The following is a 15676-nucleotide window of genomic DNA, read 5'->3' on the forward strand; positions in this document are numbered from 1 at the left end:
GCATGTTCGACTGGCTGATCGTCGGCGCCGGCTTCGCCGGCAGCGTGCTGGCGGAACGCATCGCATCGCAACGACAAGAAAGCGTGTTAATCGTTGACAGACGAAATCACGTCGGCGGCAATGCGTATGACTGTTATGACGAGGCGGGGATCCTGGTCCACCGCTATGGGCCGCACATATTCCACACCAATGCCCAATCGATCGTCGACTACCTGTCGCAGTTCACCGAATGGCGGTCTTACGAACACCGCGTGCTGTCGCTGGTCGACGGAAAGCTGCTGCCGATACCGATCAATCTAGACACCATAAACCGCCTTTACGGCCTTAAGCTGACATCCGAGCAGTTGCAGGAGTTCTTCGCTTCCCGGCGAGAGACGGTGGAAGAAATCCGCACAGCCGAAGACGTCGTCGTGAGCACCGTGGGCAGGGAGCTCTACGAGAAATTCTTCCGCGGCTACACCAGGAAGCAGTGGGGTGTTGACCCTTCCCAGTTGAGCAAATCAGTCACAGCGCGGGTGCCAACGCGGACCGATCGGGATGATCGCTACTTTGGCGACACTTTCCAGAAAATTCCGGCAGGCGGGTATACGCGCATGTTCCAGCGCATGCTGGATAATCCCAAGATCAAGATCATGCTGCAGACCGACTATCGTGAGATTCGCGACAAGATTCCGTGCCAGCGGATGATCTACACCGGGCCAATCGACGAATTTTTCGATTGGAAGCTGGGTCGCTTGCCTTACCGCTCGCTGCGCTTTGAGCACGTGACGCTTGATTGCGAGGAGTTTCAGCCGGTCGCCGTCGTCAACTATCCGCAGACGGAAAACTACACCCGCATCACCGAGTACAAGCATCTGACCGGACAGAAGAGTCCGAAGACCAGCCTGACCTACGAATACCCCTCGGACATCGGAGATCCATATTACCCGGTGCCGCGGCCCGAAAACGAGGCGTTGTACAAGAGCTACGAAGCGTTGGCAGCGGCGTGCCCACAGGTCTGGTTCGTCGGACGTCTGGCGACATATCGCTATTACAATATGGATCAGGTCGTCGGGCAGGCTTTGGCGACGTTCGCGCGCATTCAAAAGAGCATGCCGGCAAACGGCATCGGGCAGATGCCGACGCAGCGCGAGGCGGCGGAGTGAACGATGCGCCGGGATTAAGCTGCGTTCGAGGCGACCATTAACATTTGAGATGGCGCAAAGATCAGCCGAACCTAATATGCCGTTGGAGGGGTCGTGCGTACGAGACGTTTCACAAAGCCGATAGTCGCTCAACCCAGCCGGATCGATCGCGACAGTTTTGTTGTGTCGGTAACGGACGCGGCCCAGGTTCTGCTGAAGGATTGGCCGGAGCCGGCTTGCAAGTCGAGACTCGCAACAATCGAGGCGTGCCTTGCCGTCCTGCGCGGCGAAAAGCCGCCAAGGGTCGCACGCGAGGCGATCATCGCTGGAAGGAGGCATCTATCTCGGCGGACAGATTTAGGCTTACCGCGTTGCCGATGCCAGTAAAGCGCGGCGCACTATCGGCGGGCTATACCGCGCCTGCTGGCTCGTTTTCGAAGGCCTCGAACAATCGGCGCTGGCGTTCCAACTCGTCGGCAAGCGGCTTGTGAAGAGTGCGCGAACCGTCCGCATGAATGGTGGAGAACAAGCCTACTTCGGCGTGGCGCGAATTGTCCCAACCGGGGTAGGCCGTCACCGGGTACAGGCATATGCCCTGAATAGGTGCTCCGAGGCTCATCGCATCGCGCACTTCGTCGCAAACATAATGGAGCCAAGCCGGCCGTCCTGAGCCCTCGGCGCCGGTCTCGGCAATAAACATCGGCTTCTTGTAGCGCTCGTCGACCTCGGCCAGCATTTCCGAAAGCGCCCGGTATTCGTGGTGCCCCATCGGTATCGTTGGCCCATTCAAGTACCATTGGTTGTGCGGATAGAAGTTGAGGCCTATGACGTCGACAAGGTCCTCGCTGCCACCCAACTCCGGCTCCGCGCGCCCGACCAGCATGTCGTAAGCCTCGAACTGGCCCTGACGAGCATTTTCGGCGCGCCGCCGCTCGGCGCGAGTGCGGTCACGAGGAGCAATATGGATGAGCGGTTCAGCCCAGATGAACCTGCAACTGGGTTCGGCCTCCCGCATTGCTCTGATCCCGGCGATCGCTGCCCTGACAAGGTGGCGTTTGAACCATCCGCGCTTGTTCTGCCCGACGCGCGGGAAATAGCCGACCTCCACCGCCCACGCAAAGAACGAAATTTCGTTGATCGGACATACCAGGGGAGCCACTCCGGTGGCTAAGCGATGAACCCGAACAGCTTCCGCGGCGAAACGGACATAGGCCTCGACAAAGCCGAGGCCACCTTGGTCGACGTGGTCTGGCGAACCATAGTGGAAGATATCCCAGATAACCTGCACCCCGGCCGCTTGGGCTGCTTCGATCACCGACATCCAGCTCGACCAGTCAAAGACTCCCGGCGCTGTTTCGATCAAGTGCCAGCGCAAGCCGTCGCGGATCGTGCGAAGCCCAAGCTCGGCACAGCGGCGATAGTCGCCGGATGCATGGGTGTCATGTGAGGTCGCCCGGATCAGATCAAGGCGCACCCCGTCGGCACGACGATGCGAGGAACACTCGAAACCAGCCATGAAAAAGCTGTCGATGCCAGAAGGATCTGCCGCAGGCCGACGAGCCGGTTCCTCGTTCATACCGGCATCCTGTCGGCCAGGGATGGCGCAAGCACTTGCGTTCGGCGATCGCCCTTTGCCGGGTTCGGTCGCCTCTTCGATTTCGATTCGGCTGCCATCACGTCGACACGTTGGCGTTGCCGGGCGATCACCGCCATGATCTCCTCGCGCAACACGGAGACGAGATCGGGCTGGTTGCGGCTTCGACGCTCGTAAGCCAACAGCAGTTGCAAGCGTTCGCGCGCCACCGGCGCGCTGCCGCGGCGCTTGAAGATATCGAGCAGGTTCATGCTGCCCTCCTTCCCAACAGCCGGTCGAGGAGGCCCCTCCGCTCGAAAGGCAGAATGACCGGCAGGTCCTCGCCCTCGAGTCTTCTTGCCGCGTCGATATAGGCGCGTGCGGCGGGGTTGGTGTTTTCGCTGAGCGTAACCGGCGCGCCCACATTGGATGCGCGCAGTAGTACAATGCGGTTGGTGCCAAAACACGTGTGCTCGACAGGCAAGCGACAGAGGAAAATGGCCAAATCCGAATTCGCTCCTTGCGCTGCTCAAGAAGATGCAAATTTCGGATTGGCCACCCCAGCAATACGCCACCTCACGCGGCCTGCTGCATTGCCCGTTCGTTGACGCCAGTTTCGCCGAGTTGGGTGAGCGCCTCATCGGTGGCTTTTTCTTCTTCCAGAGTCTGTTCCAGAAGTGGGACTGCGTCTCTTAGGCCGAGCAAGCCCGCCCACGTCACAAGAGTGCCGTAGCGCGCGATTTCATAATGCTCGACGGCCTGGGCTGCAGCCACGAGCCCTGCGTCCAATGCTGGAGCGTCTCCGAATTCCTCCAAAAGCTCCTGCCCCTCCTCGATCATGCCATCGATCGCTGGGCAGGTCTTGCCCTGAGCCCTCTTGCCAAACGTGTCGAAAACCTGCTGCAGGCGATCGATTTGACCTTCTGTCTCGTCTCGATGCTTTTCGAACGCGGCCTTCAGCTCCTCGGACTCTGCGCCCTTTGCCATTTTCTTTAAGGCGGTCAGAATCTTCCGTTCGGCGTAGTAGATGTCCTTCAGACCATCGTAGAAAAGGTCTTCCAAGCCCTTGGAGCTGCCTTGTGATCTTCTCGTCGTCGCCATTCTCATCTCCTGTTGAAAGCTATCGATGGATGTACGGCTCTAACGAGGCCAGTGCCTTGTTGTTCCTTCACCATGGCCCACAACTCGTTTGTCCTGCCAAAGCTGGAACGAACTGCTCATTCTTGAGTGGAGGCGCGTCTATTTTGGTCCGGTTAACCGATGTGAATGCGCATCTGAGAAACTTCCGCAATTGATGTGGGGTGAAGTTGAATTGGAGGTGTGTGGTGCGACGGCGTGAAGATCCTATCGAAAAATATGTCGGCACGCGAAGTCGCCGCCACCGCCTGACCTCGACAGAGCTCACCTTCATAGCGCTGAGGCAAATTGTTCCGACGCCCTCGATTTCAGACCGCGAGCTCGAAAACATGGTCCCTGGCCATGCGGTCAGTTGTGGTCTCGCCGTGGACTTCGATCATACCCGCTAATGTCAGATGCGACCTCGCGCCACGCGCGCCTACACTAAAGGCCTCCCCGACGTTCGAACCCGCCCCATTTACGACGTTCTGCCATTGTGAGTCCAAAGGCCTTATGCGAAATGCGATCGCAATCGCCTCGGGTCCCACGTCGACCTGGCTCAGGCCCAGTTCCGCAATCCGGCAACCGCCAGCAAGGCGCGCGTTCCCGTGGCCACTTCGAGTTTGGCGGACGTTGTGCTGTTCCAGTCTCTCTGTCACCCGCGGGGGGGTGCTCACGGCTCGCGCGCAATGGATCAGGGATTGCTGCGCACGGTTGCAGTCGGCTGCTCGTCGTGCAGGTGATCGCCTCTTTCCTTCAACGTCCGCGCGACGCTTCGCCGAGAAGCTACAGCACGCTGGCGCGTCGGCGACTGAGGCGGCTTCTCACTTGTTCCCAGCGCGCAACCGCATTTGCTCGGCGCCCACGGATCCGGTTCAACGGGACGGCCCGGTCTTTCACCGCCTTCATAGGATTTTTCGGGGTATGTATGTCGTTGACATGGCCCGCGCCCGGGAATAGGCGCGGGCCGATCGGACAACCCCGATCAGGCAGCTGGAGGAAAACGCTGCAGGAATCAAACCTTGCTCCGGCGCTGTTGTTCCAGCTCTGGTGCAAAAAAGCTCGTGTCCTGTTCGCGGCTTGTGCACCGACACGTCCGGACCCAGCGCATGACATCCATATCTGCCGATCCCCGATTTGAAAATCCCTGTGTCCATGTCCGGGCAACTTCCCTCGAGTATCCAGGTCTGCCTTGGCGCTAGCTGCGATTGCTGGATGCGAAGGTGAGATGGGCCTGCCAGCCTGGTCCTGTGGGTACATAGGAAGAAGATCACTGATGTCCCGGCAGATCACTGACCCTAGTTCGGCTGCGTCCAGGGCAAGGCCTTCGGCCTGAAGCCGCCACAGCCGGTGAAACAAACCGCTGAGCCGGAGTCCATGTCCCAACCGGGCAGCGACGGCTGTGAAAGGACCCTGGTGCTCCGCCAAAACCGACTCTTCTGATAATGCGGGGCCGAGTTTTTTAAAGACGCGGGAACATCGATGCTGCCTCACGGGTTCGGCGCAAGAAACCTCCATAGTCCGAAGGAAATCGGCCGGGGTTGGCTCCGGAATGAAGGAAGCAGCCGTTTCTCAGCACCCGTTTGCGCGGCGTCAGTTCGGCCAAGGGCGTTGCCGGCGGCGCTGCAGACGGGCATCCACAGGAGATGAAGCATGCGGGCTCTCGTTTGGCATGGAAAAGAAGATATACGTTGCGACCAGGTTACCGATCCCGAAATCGAGGACCCGCGCGACGCCATTGTCAAGGTGACCAGCTGCGCGATCTGCGGCTCGGATCTGCACCTCTATCACAACTTCATCCCGGCGATGCTGCCTGGCGACATAATGGGCCACGAGATGATGGGAGAGGTGGTGGAAGTTGGATCCGGCGTAAACGGCGCCCTCAAGAAGGGAGATCGCATCGTCGTCCCCTTCACAATCATTTGCGGTGAATGCGAGCAGTGCAAGCGCAAGAATTTCTCGGTTTGCGAACGCACCAACCGCAACAAGAATATCGCCGACAAAGCATTCGGGCACACCACGGCCGGGCTGTTTGGCTATACCCATCTCACCGGCGGTTACCCGGGCGGACAAGCCGAATATGTTCGCGTGCCGTTTGCCGACGCCACGCATATCAAGGTACCGGACGGCCTCTCCGATGAGCTGGTCCTCTTCCTCGGCGACATCTTTCCAACCGGCTGGCAGGCTGCTGTTCAGTGCGACATCGAGCCGTCCGATACGGTCGCGATCTGGGGCTGTGGCCCGGTGGGGCAGATGGCCATACGCAGCGCCATCCTGATCGGGGCCGAGCAGGTTGTGGCGATCGACTGCCTGCCGGAACGCCTTTCCATGGCTGAGGGAGCCGGCGCCATCACAATCAACTTCAAGGACGCGAGCGTAATCGAAACGCTGAATGAGCTTACGGGTGGCAAAGGGCCGGACAAATGCATCGATGCCATCGGGATGGAAAGCCATGTGTCACTTGGCCAACCAGACACTCTCTATGATCGCGCGAAACAGATCATGCTGATGGAAAACGATCGCCCACACGTGCTGCGGGAGATGATCTATGTCTGCAGGCCGGCCGGCGTCATCTCAATCCCGGGCGTGTATAGCGGGTTCGTCGACAAGATCCCGATGGGCCAGGCCATGAACAAGGGCCTGACTTTCAGGATGGGCCAGACGCATGTGAATCGCTGGGCCGACGACCTGCTGCGCCGCATCGAAGAAGGTCAGATCGACCCCTCCTTCGTCATCACCCACACGGTCGGGATCGAACGAGGACCCGAGATGTACAAGGTATTCCGCGACAAGCAGGATAGTTGCGTCAAAGTCGTACTGAAGCCCTAGGAGAGCCATGAACATGCTTACCAAATTCGGCAATCTCAGCAGATCGCCAAGCGACCCCAGGGTGGTAAAGTCTGGCCCGACCGCGCTCACAGCCTCCGATATGCTTGCAAGCAAACTCGGCTGGTTCAGCATAGCGCTGGGTGTCGCCGAGCTTGTGGCCTCCGAGCGGATCGCCCGCGCACTCGGCATGCGCGGCAAGGAGAGCATCATCCGTGCCTACGGGGCGCGGGAAGTCAGCAGCGACATTCTCTCGCTGTCGGTAGACAAACAGGCAGGCCTTTGGAGCCGTGTGGCCGGTGACGCGCTCGACATAGCAACACTCTTGCCGGCGTTCCGGCGCGACAATCCAAAACGTGACAATGTCGGCCTTGCTCTGGTCCTCATCGCCGGTGTGACGCTCATCGATTGGTTGAGCGCCCAAAAGGTAAGCGCCCGGCACGCTCGCGGCCGCGCGCAACCGCAGGATTTTAGCAACCGCAGCGGCTTCCCACGCGGAGTGGCCGCCGTGCGGGGCCTTGCGCGGACGGAGAGGTCGACATCTGCCGGCCAGAACCGACATGCTGGTTGACCGGCACCACGCCTGTCCTCCTTCTCTGCCGTCGCCGCTGCCCGAAATGGCCGTGGGTCAACAGGATGGCAGCCGGTCGGGCGCCACTGCCAAAAGGTCTCTCGGCGACATCGACAATAGTATTCCGGACATTTGGCTGCCACCGCAGTCTGTCGCGGATGGTGCGAAGGCCGAGTTCGGCGCAGCCGCGGTAGTCGCCCAGGGCATGCAAATTATGCGAGGTCGCACGAATAAGATCGAGGCGAACTCTGTCCTTGCGCCGGTGCGAGGAGCACTCAAAGCCTGCGATGAAAAACTGGCGAAGCGCGAAGCTTGCGGAACCGGAGCCTCCACCTGGTGCTCGTCCCCGCGCCCCACTTCGCTCATTCGAAGTCTCCTTTCAGCAGTCGGCTTCTAACTCGGCCGCCTTGTTAGGACCGGGAACCGCGTTGGCGAAATACCGCATCCAATCGGGCGCGCGCCATCTTCGTTGCTCAGTCCAGCTCGTCCTTGCGTGACCGGGTAATGCCGAACCGATTGGTCGAGCCTTTGTTCCTGTGGTGGACTGTCCGGAGCTGGGTGGCGAATGAGGAACAAGGAGGGACGTGCCAAGTTCGGGGCGATGTACCACCGCCGCCGATCGACTCGAGCGGCTGCTCAGCAACAAGAGAGGCACGGGATCACATGACCGTTCAGATTCGACTTTCCGAGATCGACCACGCCAGGCGCGAGGATCTTGGCGACGGCGCTTGGAGCATCGCACCGGACTTGGGCTATTTGAGGCTAGCAATCGTCAATGTCGTGTTCTTCGGCGCACCGGGCAGCGGAGATCGGAACTGGATGCTGATTGATACCGGGTTGCCGACGTCCCGCAGCAGCATTCTTGCGGTCGCGGAAAAGCGGTTTGGCACGAACGCACGGCCAGCCGCGATCATCCTGACCCACGGCCATTTCGACCATGTGGGAACGGTTCTAAACCTTGCGAATAAGTGGGACGTGCCTGTCTTCGCGCATCCACTCGAGCGCCCCTATTTGGACGGAACCGCATCCTATCCGCCACCGGATCCCTGGGTCGGGGGTGGACTTATGGCGCTGCTTTCGCCGCTTTTTCCACGCGGGCCAATTGATCTTGGCAACCGTTTGGAACTCTTACCTGCCGACGGATCGATCCCCGGAATGCCCGGATGGCGATGGCTACACACACCCGGGCACGCTCCTGGGCATATCTCGCTCTGGCGCGAGAAGGACCGCTCGCTGATCGTAGGGGACGCTTTCATCACCACCGGTCAGGAGTCAGTCTATGAGGTCGCCGTTCAGGATCTTGAGATGCACGGTCCGCCGCGCTACTTCACGCCGGACTGGGATGCGGCGGAAAGATCCGTGAAGCACCTGGCTGCCCTGAACCCGCAGATGGTCATCAGTGGACACGGTGCGGCTGCTGCGGGAGTGGGCATGCGTCAAGCTCTTGACAGCCTGGCTGAGCGGTTCAGGGTGTTCGCCGTCCCGCCGAAATTGAAATTCGTGCGCGAGCCGGCGGCAGTCCAAGGTAGCTGAGGCTAACCGAGCCGCCGTCGTTCTGAAATATCGTCAAGTTGGGCAGACTCTATTTCTCGAGCCGGTAGAGTTACCCGTCGGGTCGCGCCCCCCACCGTCGCCGACAAACTCTGACAAGCGGAACAAACCCGGAAGGCGCCGGGTTAGGGCGTTCGATCGGCGCAGGGCGACTGCGGCCAAGCGCCCCGAAGTTCCGCGTCAGGAGAAGACGTCAGATGGAAAACGAGTACCCCGAGGACGCGTCCTCTCCGCCGTCGAGCCGACCGGCAAGAAGTTGTTCGAGCCCACACGCGTCGGCATCCGCCAAGACTTGGCTTCGATTCGCTCATGGGCCAAAACCGTGGAGGAGACCAATGGCAAATCTGGGAAGATTGGCGATCGCGATGCTTGGCGTTCTGGCATACCAAAATCGCGACAAGCTCTGTGAATTGATTCCGGGAGCAGGGTATCTTAACCCAAACGACCCACAACGCAGAATTCTGGCTCAGATAACGAATGGCGTGTCGAGGGCTGACCTTGGTGAGATCCTCGAACGGTTCAGGGAGGTGGGGGCAGGATCGAAGGTCGACTCGTGGGTTGGCAGCGGGCCAAACCAACCGATCGAGCCAAGGGAAGTCGAAGCGGCAATGGACGAAGGTACACTCAGATCCATGTCGATGCAGACGGGTCTTTCGCGCGAGGAGCTAATCAGAAGCATTGCGCGGGATCTACCCGAGACAGTCAACGAGATGACGCCGAATGGTGAATGGACGCCTGAGCCGACACAAGGCTTGGATAAGTCGACCCTGCTCGACAATGTATCCTAGGGGACACAGCTAGGAATGCAGCCGGAGATCCAGGGTGGCAACTCTACACCGGGAATCCAATTGCTCGGACGCACCCAGTTGGACAGCCCGCCAGCCAAGTTACCGGCCTTGGGAAGGCTCGTCGGTCGTGTCCCGTCAGGTGGTGTAGCTCGGGGGTTACGAAGCCGCTCGCGAGCGCGCCGTTAGTAGCGCGTGAGCGGCTCGCCCGCCACCATCAGGCGGGTTCTCAAGCGTGCCGGCTGTCGCGGCTGAGCGATATCGAGCCGGACCGAACCGGTCCGACGCTACGAGCGCGAGAACCCCGGCGAGATGATCATATCGACATCAAGAAGCTTGACCGCTTCAGCCAAGTCGGCCAGGCATCACCGGTGATCCGCAAAAGGGTAAGTCTCGGGGCGCCGGCTGGGAGTTCGTCCATGTCTGCATCGACGACGCGTCCCGCATCGCCCTTTCGCAATCCTGCCATGACCCCGTCCTGGCGAACAAAGGACAGCAGATGCCCAGACGAGTCGACGACAGCGATTGAGCAGGGAACATTCAGCGCGCGAGCGGCGGCCATCGACCTCTCGATCATCTGCTGGGGCATCCGACAGCAATATCGTGGAATTGACGGCAGGACATGACAAACTCCGGCCTCCGAAGGTGATCTGCCGACGCGAGCCGTTAGCAGATCACGATGTTTCCAATCGCTCAGGCGGTCTTTGCCTTCATTTGGCTCAGAGCAGCCAAAAGCGCCTCCGCTGCCTCACTCGATGATGCCGGGTTCTGACCGGTGATGAGCTGGCCATCGACGACTGTGTGCACGCCCCAGTCCTTGATCTTGGAGAAGACCGCACCGAGGCTGATGAGCTCGTCCTCGACGAGGAACGGCACGACCTGCGTGAGGCCTACAGCCTCTTCCTCGCTGCTGGTGAAGCCGGTCACGTATCGGCCTTGAACGAACGGCGTGCCGTCGGGATTGGTTACGCGACACAGGACGCCCGGTGCATGGCACACGAGGGCGATCGGCTTGCCGGCCGCGATGAAGGATTCGATCAATCTGATCGAATTCGGATCTTCGGCCAAATCCCATAAGGGGCCGTGGCCGCCGGGGTAGAAGACCGCATCGAAGTCCTTCTGGTCGACGCTGTCCAGGTGCACAGTTTCTGCGAGGTGCGCCTTGGCAGCCTCGTCGGCGTTGAAGCGTCGCGTGAGGTCGGTCTGGAACATCGGCTCGTCGCTCTTCGGGTCGAGAGGTGGCTGGCCGCCCTTCGGCGAGGCGAGGGTGATCTCGTTACCGGCGTCTTTGAAAACGTAATATGGCGCTGCCAGCTCTTCGAGCCAGAAGCCGGTCTTCTTGCCGGTGCTACCGAGAACGTCGTGGGAGGTGAGTACCATTAGCACTTTCATCGTTTGCATCCTTTCGTCAGGTGATGCCGCGCCATGAGGCGCCGTGGCCGGTTGCACTGAAGCTCGATCAGCCGCATCGGCTTGTCGATGAGCCGATAATCGCACCTGCCCACATATTTCAGAAATTTACTTCTTTGATTTTAGATATTCAGATGGGATTATATCTCGATGAGATACAATCTGAACCTGCTCCCGGTTTTCCTGGCCCTGATGGAGGAGCGAAGCGTGACACGGGCAGCAGCGCGACTGGGCATCACCCAGCCGGCGCTGTCCAATTCGTTGAACCGCCTGCGCGACACCCTGCGGGATCCGCTGTTCATCCGGGAAAGGTACGGCATAAAGCCGACGCAACTGGCCGAGGAGATCGCTCCGACAATCGAAGCAGCGCTGGCGCAACTGGACGATCTCATTTTGAACCAGCAGGAGTTTCAGCCAGCAAAGGCCGAACGACTGTTCACGCTTGCTCCCAACAGCTACGTGGAGCTTGTGTTGATGCCGGCCCTTGTCGCGAGGACCCGGGAGCTAGCGCCTGGCATCAAGCTCCGCATGACAGCTTTTGGCAACGATCTCGCCGAAACCGGCATCATTTCCGGTACCACGGCGATGGTGCTTGGCCGGATCATCGATCCGCCGGACAATCTTGTCGTCCAGCATCTTATCGACGATGGGCTCGCCTGCGTGGTGCGCAAGGACCATCCCGACGTACGAGACCGTATTTCCCGAGATCAGTACGAGAGACTCAAGCACGTGAACGTGCTCCCACCGGGCCGGCTGCGAGCGGGCCTCTTCCAGGCATTGGAGCAACAAAACCTCAAGCGAGAGGTTGCCGTTTCTGTCACGCACTTCCTAGCCGTGCCTGAGATGCTTGCCGTCACGGACTACTGCGCAACGCTGCCGAGCCTCATCTGCCGGAGCCTTGAGCGGGATCCGCGCCTGAAGGTACTACCCGCGCCCGTCGACCTCGGCACTTTTCCAGTGCAGATGGGTTGGCACGTTCGCTACCGCCACGACCCGGCCCACAGGTGGTTGCGTTCGATGATCGGCGAACTGGCAAAGGAAATGACTTCGGAAGCCACCTAAGTTGGCTTTCTTGTAGTCGTGTTGCTGTCCGCCAAGAGCCATCAGTGCCGGTTGCCGCGAATGTCGGCTGTCAGGCAGCGAAATGGGCTGATGAAGGGCAACTCTGGGTCAGATCGCGTCATGCGACGCTCGCAACTGAACGACCGCCAAAAGGGTCGAACTCGGTCGTTCAGAGCGATTTGGATGGTTTTGGCGGCGAGAGCAGCCGGCCATGAGGAGATCCCGAACTTTGAACGAAGTTGTCGGCCGGGCGCGCCGGATACGGCCCCTCCTCTCGAACCCGACCTTCGACCCCGAACGGGGATGGTGATACACGCCCGTCCTTCTGGTATAGTGGCACGATCACCCAGCGGAGACGTTGCCATGTCTAAGCACTTCGTTCATGGGGCAGTGGTCGCATTGGGGCTGTTCGTCACCAGCGCAAGCGCCGAAACCCTGAAGCTTCCTGACAATCTGGCCGGCTTTAGTTCTGATATTGGCGAAAACTACTTCGTCGAAAGCGATGCACGGGAGGCCTATTTCCCTCTCGCAAGCAACTTTCTGACGCAGAAGACACAGTCCTATTGCGGTGTCGCCAGCATCGTCATGGTGCTGAACGCGCTCAATGTACCGGCGCCTTCGGTTCCGGAGTACGAGCCATATCGCACTTTCACGCAGGACAATGTCCTCGATGAACGAACGGACGCCATTCTCGCCCGAGATGTTTTGGCGAAGAAAGGTATGACCCTCGATCAGATCGGTGGAATTCTTGCGACGCAGCCGGTCAAGGCAGAAGTCCATCATGCCGCCGACAGCTCAGTCGACGAGTTCCGCAAGCTGGCGAGTTCCCATCTCGGCCAGTCGAACCATTTCGTGATCGTCAATTACCTCCGTAAGGCAATCGGACAGGAGAAGGGCGGCCATATCTCGCCGCTAGCAGCCTATGATGGGAAATCAGACCGCTTCCTCATCCTTGATGTCGCACGGTATAAATACCCTCCAGTGTGGGTGAAGACATCTGAGCTTTTCGATGCCATGAACACCCAGGACTCCGACAACGAGAACAAGACCCGCGGCTTCGTCCTGGTATCGGCGGCTTCTGTTCAATAGTGATCACCGCCTTCAACGCGATCATCCAGTCTGTGAGCGAGGGGTCACGCGCATTGATGCGGGGCCCCACAAACCATCCCGCCCCCGCCCGCCGATGAACCCGGTGGGTGCCGACCCGGCATGCGCTCGCCCCGGCGGCGGTGGTCTCACACGCTGGCGTTCTAGGGTCAAACTCTACCAACTGGCTGCCGCCAATGGCCGAGATGGATGGTTTGTTGCTGTTCGCCTCGTCCACTGGAACGAGTAAGGTGCGCCAGCGGACCTTCCAGAACGTGCCTGTCGACTTCGGATAGGTGCAGTAAGCGGACGCTCCGTGATCGCCGTAAAAAAATCCAAAGGCCGCGGTGACACTTTTGACGCACGGGCTTTCATCGCTTCCGCTGTCATCTCCGTGACCACGCCTCGTCTGCACCTAAGTTTCAATGCTCTCTCTTCCGAATATTACGAGGAGCGGATTTAGCGTGATGCCGCTGCTGTGAGAACCTGCTACCCTGACTCGCCGTAAAATAGGCTAGCCGCGCATGGAACGAAGACTTAGCGCAATACTTGCCGCTGATGTGGTCGGTTACAGCCGGCTCATGGGTCTCGACGAGGGCGGTACGCTTTCGGCGCTCAAGACGCATCGGCGAGATCTGGTCGACGGCAAGATCGCCGAGCACCAGGGTCGGATCGTGAAACTCACCGGCGACGGCATGCTGGTCGAGTTCCAGAGCGTGGTGAACGCGGTCGCCTGCGCGACCGACATCCAGCGCCGCATGCGCGAGCGCAACGCCGACGTGCAAGAGGAGCGGCGCATCGAATTTCGCATCGGTATCAATGTTGGCGACATCATCTTCGATGACAACGACATATATGGCGACGGCGTCAACGTCGCGGCGCGAATTGAAAGCATCGCCCGGCCCGGAGGCATCGCGATCTCCGGCGCGGTTCGCGACCATCTCGGCAAGAATCTTGATCTGGATTTCGAGGACACGGGGGAACACGAACTCAAGAACATCGACCGGCCGGTCAGAGTCTACCACGTCGCACTCGCCGCACCGTTCAGCTTCGAGAACAGCGCACTGACAGCATCGCCTGAGAGGCGCGAGAAGGAAAAACCTTCAATCGCCGTCCTGCCGTTCACAAATATGAGCGGCGACCCCGAGCAGGAGTATTTCTCCGACGGAATTACCGAAGACATCATCACCGACCTGTCGAAAATCTCTGGCCTCCACGTCCTCGCCCGCAACACGGTATTCACCTACAAAGGCAAGCCGGTGAAGGTGCAGCAAGTGGCGCGGGAACTCGGTGTCAAATTCGTGCTTGAGGGGAGTGTACGCAAAGCTGGTCAGCGCGTCCGCATCACGGGACAGCTTATCGACGGGGCGGATGGCGGTCATGTCTGGGCCGATCGATACGACCGCGAACTCACCGACATCTTCGCCATCCAGGACGAGATCACTCACACCATTGTCGATCAGCTCAAGGTCAAGCTGCTGCCAGCCGAAAAGAAGGCGATCAAGGCGGCTCCCACTGACAATGTCGAGGCCTATACCTATTATCTGAGGGGGAGAGAGTTTTTCCACCGGACGTCCAAGACCTACTATGTGCTGGCCAAGCGAATGTTCGGCAAGGCAATCGAGCTCGATCCTCTCTATGCGCGCGCCTATGCGGGCATTGCGGACTGCGACTCCTTTCTCTTCCTAAATTACGACGAGAAGGTCTCGCTCGAGAGCATTCTCGCCAACAGCGGCAAGGCGCTCGATATCGAAAGTGGGCTGGCCGAAGCACACGCGTCGCGTGGTCTCGCTCTCTCGGTCGGCCAAAGATATGAGGAGGCCGAAAAAGAGTTCGAACAGTCAATCACCAGTGATCCCAATCTGTTCGAAGCGCACTATTTCTACGCGCGCGCCTGCTATGCGCAAGGCAAGCTCGGGCAAGCTGCCGACCATTACGAACGTGCAGCCGAAATCAAGCCAGACGACTACCAATCCGTTGTCCTGCTTTTGCAGGTTTATCATTCTTTAGGGCGGCCGGAAGACGAAAGGCATGCGGCTCGCAGAGGCGTGGAACGCGCCGAACGCGAATTGGCGAAGTACCCTGAGAACCCCCGGCCGGCCTATCTCGGTGCCAATGCTCTCGCCTTCCTTGGAGAAGTCGAGCGTGCAAGGGAATGGTCCGCACGGGCACTGGCTATCGATCCGGACGATATCCTGACGCAGTACAACACCGCCTGCCTTTGCTGTTATTTCGGCGAACTCGATCGGGCGCTCGATCTGCTGGAACGCCTGCTGCCTCACGCCAATCACGAGACCAAAGCGTGGGTGAAGCAGGATTCTGACTTTGCGCCACTGCACGAACATCCGCGCTGGCAGCGCGTATTGGAGCTGGCAGCTTAGCCATTAAGCCCTGCCTCACAAGCGATGACCGGCCACATGCCTGACCTTGGCCGCACAATCGTGTCTCTCAGGGGAGTATGAATAGCCGCTAGTCTCTCATGTTCCCTGTCAAGGTTGAAGGCAAGAAGGCTCGCCTGCTTGGCAGGTTTGCGAAGCAGTCGGACCGGCTGAAGCTGCACAGGGCTGGGGGT

Annotated in this window: 13 protein-coding genes and 3 pseudogenes; 10 read left to right on the forward strand and 6 right to left on the reverse strand. The window is 59.7% G+C overall.

Translation table 11 applies throughout. The annotated features are described in order from the left end of the window. The first annotated feature begins 2 nt into the window (after positions 1-2). Together glf and NKI59_RS25705 are read left to right on the forward strand one after the other, a co-directional pair. Positions 3-1145 carry a UDP-galactopyranose mutase gene (glf, locus tag NKI59_RS25700; protein WP_352707750.1) on the forward strand — a complete coding sequence of 381 codons (1143 nt, stop codon included), beginning with the start codon at positions 3-5 and terminating at the stop codon, positions 1143-1145. 162 nt (positions 1146-1307) lie between these two features. Then, positions 1308-1511, forward strand: a complete 204-nt coding sequence (locus NKI59_RS25705; RefSeq protein ID WP_352707768.1) for a DUF982 domain-containing protein — start codon at positions 1308-1310, stop codon at positions 1509-1511. 22 nt (positions 1512-1533) lie between these two features. Here NKI59_RS25705 and NKI59_RS25710 read toward each other — a convergent pair whose 3' ends face one another. The 4 genes and pseudogenes from NKI59_RS25710 to NKI59_RS25725 form a co-directional block, all read right to left on the reverse strand. Next, positions 1534-2700 (reverse strand): beta-glucosidase, encoded by a 1167-nt coding sequence (locus NKI59_RS25710; RefSeq protein WP_352625313.1) that lies wholly within the window; start codon positions 2698-2700, stop codon positions 1534-1536. Beyond that, positions 2697-2969, reverse strand: a complete 273-nt coding sequence (minE, locus tag NKI59_RS25715; protein WP_352707752.1) for a cell division topological specificity factor MinE — start codon at positions 2967-2969, stop codon at positions 2697-2699. Before minE ends, NKI59_RS25710 begins: the two co-directional genes overlap by 4 nt. After that, a pseudogene (locus tag NKI59_RS25720) lies at positions 2966-3139 on the reverse strand (septum site-determining protein MinD); the annotation flags it as partial. The pseudogene NKI59_RS25720 and the gene minE, both read right to left, overlap by 4 nt. 134 nt (positions 3140-3273) lie before the next feature. Next, a complete protein-coding gene (locus NKI59_RS25725; RefSeq protein WP_352643474.1) occupies positions 3274-3798 on the reverse strand; it encodes a YciE/YciF ferroxidase family protein in 525 nt (174 codons plus the stop codon). A 1668-nt stretch (positions 3799-5466) separates the two neighbouring features. Between NKI59_RS25725 and NKI59_RS25730 the strand changes: the two genes are divergently transcribed. The 5 genes and pseudogenes from NKI59_RS25730 to NKI59_RS25750 all read left to right on the forward strand — a co-directional run. Next, entirely contained in the window at positions 5467-6642 is a 1176-nt protein-coding gene (locus NKI59_RS25730) for a zinc-dependent alcohol dehydrogenase (protein ID WP_352707754.1), read from the forward strand. Positions 6643-6649: 7 nt separating this feature from the next. Continuing rightward, entirely contained in the window at positions 6650-7210 is a 561-nt protein-coding gene (locus NKI59_RS25735) for a hypothetical protein (protein ID WP_352707756.1), read from the forward strand. 663 nt (positions 7211-7873) lie between these two features. Continuing rightward, entirely contained in the window at positions 7874-8743 is an 870-nt protein-coding gene (locus tag NKI59_RS25740) for an MBL fold metallo-hydrolase (protein WP_352594034.1), read from the forward strand. 353 nt (positions 8744-9096) lie between these two features. Then, positions 9097-9549 (forward strand): YidB family protein, encoded by a 453-nt coding sequence (locus NKI59_RS25745; RefSeq protein ID WP_352707758.1) that lies wholly within the window; start codon positions 9097-9099, stop codon positions 9547-9549. Between the two features lie 201 nt (positions 9550-9750). Continuing rightward, a pseudogene (locus tag NKI59_RS25750) lies at positions 9751-10018 on the forward strand (IS481 family transposase); the annotation flags it as partial. Positions 10019-10066: 48 nt separating this feature from the next. On the opposite strand, the pseudogene NKI59_RS25755 reads toward NKI59_RS25750, so the two are convergent. Together NKI59_RS25755 and NKI59_RS25760 are read right to left on the reverse strand one after the other, a co-directional pair. Next, a pseudogene (locus NKI59_RS25755) lies at positions 10067-10135 on the reverse strand (heme-binding protein); the annotation flags it as partial. A gap of 104 nt (positions 10136-10239) precedes the next feature. After that, positions 10240-10938: a type 1 glutamine amidotransferase domain-containing protein gene (locus tag NKI59_RS25760; protein WP_352707760.1), complete on the reverse strand. Its 699-nt coding sequence runs from the start codon at positions 10936-10938 to the stop codon at positions 10240-10242. 168 nt (positions 10939-11106) lie between these two features. Here NKI59_RS25760 and NKI59_RS25765 point away from each other — a divergent pair, with 168 nt between their 5' ends. The 3 genes from NKI59_RS25765 to NKI59_RS25775 all read left to right on the forward strand — a co-directional run bounded on the left by NKI59_RS25765 (position 11107) and on the right by NKI59_RS25775 (position 15485). Beyond that, on the forward strand, positions 11107-12018 hold the full coding sequence (locus NKI59_RS25765; protein ID WP_352707762.1) for a LysR family transcriptional regulator: 912 nt from the start codon (positions 11107-11109) through the stop codon (positions 12016-12018). A 363-nt stretch (positions 12019-12381) separates the two neighbouring features. After that, positions 12382-13107 (forward strand): phytochelatin synthase family protein, encoded by a 726-nt coding sequence (locus NKI59_RS25770; RefSeq protein ID WP_352707764.1) that lies wholly within the window; start codon positions 12382-12384, stop codon positions 13105-13107. A 521-nt stretch (positions 13108-13628) separates the two neighbouring features. Further along, positions 13629-15485 carry a TPR end-of-group domain-containing protein gene (locus NKI59_RS25775; RefSeq protein ID WP_352707766.1) on the forward strand — a complete coding sequence of 619 codons (1857 nt, stop codon included), beginning with the start codon at positions 13629-13631 and terminating at the stop codon, positions 15483-15485. Positions 15486-15676 lie beyond the last annotated feature (191 nt).

The sequence above is a fragment of the Mesorhizobium sp. M0598 genome, from assembly GCF_040320865.1.
Taxonomy (GTDB): domain Bacteria; phylum Pseudomonadota; class Alphaproteobacteria; order Rhizobiales; family Rhizobiaceae; genus Mesorhizobium.

What these genes read in the sequence shown, in the direction of transcription:
- NKI59_RS25760 (WP_352707760.1), bottom strand. Translation starts at nt 10,938, where the DNA reads ATGAAAGTGCTAATGGTACTCACCTCCCACGACGTTCTCGGTAGCACC.
- NKI59_RS25730 (WP_352707754.1), top strand. Translation starts at nt 5,467, where the DNA reads ATGCGGGCTCTCGTTTGGCATGGAAAAGAAGATATACGTTGCGACCAG.
- NKI59_RS25735 (WP_352707756.1), top strand. Translation starts at nt 6,650, where the DNA reads ATGAACATGCTTACCAAATTCGGCAATCTCAGCAGATCGCCAAGCGAC.
- glf (WP_352707750.1), top strand. Translation starts at nt 3, where the DNA reads ATGTTCGACTGGCTGATCGTCGGCGCCGGCTTCGCCGGCAGCGTGCTG.
- NKI59_RS25770 (WP_352707764.1), top strand. Translation starts at nt 12,382, where the DNA reads ATGTCTAAGCACTTCGTTCATGGGGCAGTGGTCGCATTGGGGCTGTTC.
- NKI59_RS25745 (WP_352707758.1), top strand. Translation starts at nt 9,097, where the DNA reads ATGGCAAATCTGGGAAGATTGGCGATCGCGATGCTTGGCGTTCTGGCA.
- NKI59_RS25765 (WP_352707762.1), top strand. Translation starts at nt 11,107, where the DNA reads ATGAGATACAATCTGAACCTGCTCCCGGTTTTCCTGGCCCTGATGGAG.
- NKI59_RS25725 (WP_352643474.1), bottom strand. Translation starts at nt 3,798, where the DNA reads ATGGCGACGACGAGAAGATCACAAGGCAGCTCCAAGGGCTTGGAAGAC.
- minE (WP_352707752.1), bottom strand. Translation starts at nt 2,969, where the DNA reads ATGAACCTGCTCGATATCTTCAAGCGCCGCGGCAGCGCGCCGGTGGCG.
- NKI59_RS25775 (WP_352707766.1), top strand. Translation starts at nt 13,629, where the DNA reads ATGGAACGAAGACTTAGCGCAATACTTGCCGCTGATGTGGTCGGTTAC.
- NKI59_RS25740 (WP_352594034.1), top strand. Translation starts at nt 7,874, where the DNA reads ATGACCGTTCAGATTCGACTTTCCGAGATCGACCACGCCAGGCGCGAG.
- NKI59_RS25710 (WP_352625313.1), bottom strand. Translation starts at nt 2,700, where the DNA reads ATGAACGAGGAACCGGCTCGTCGGCCTGCGGCAGATCCTTCTGGCATC.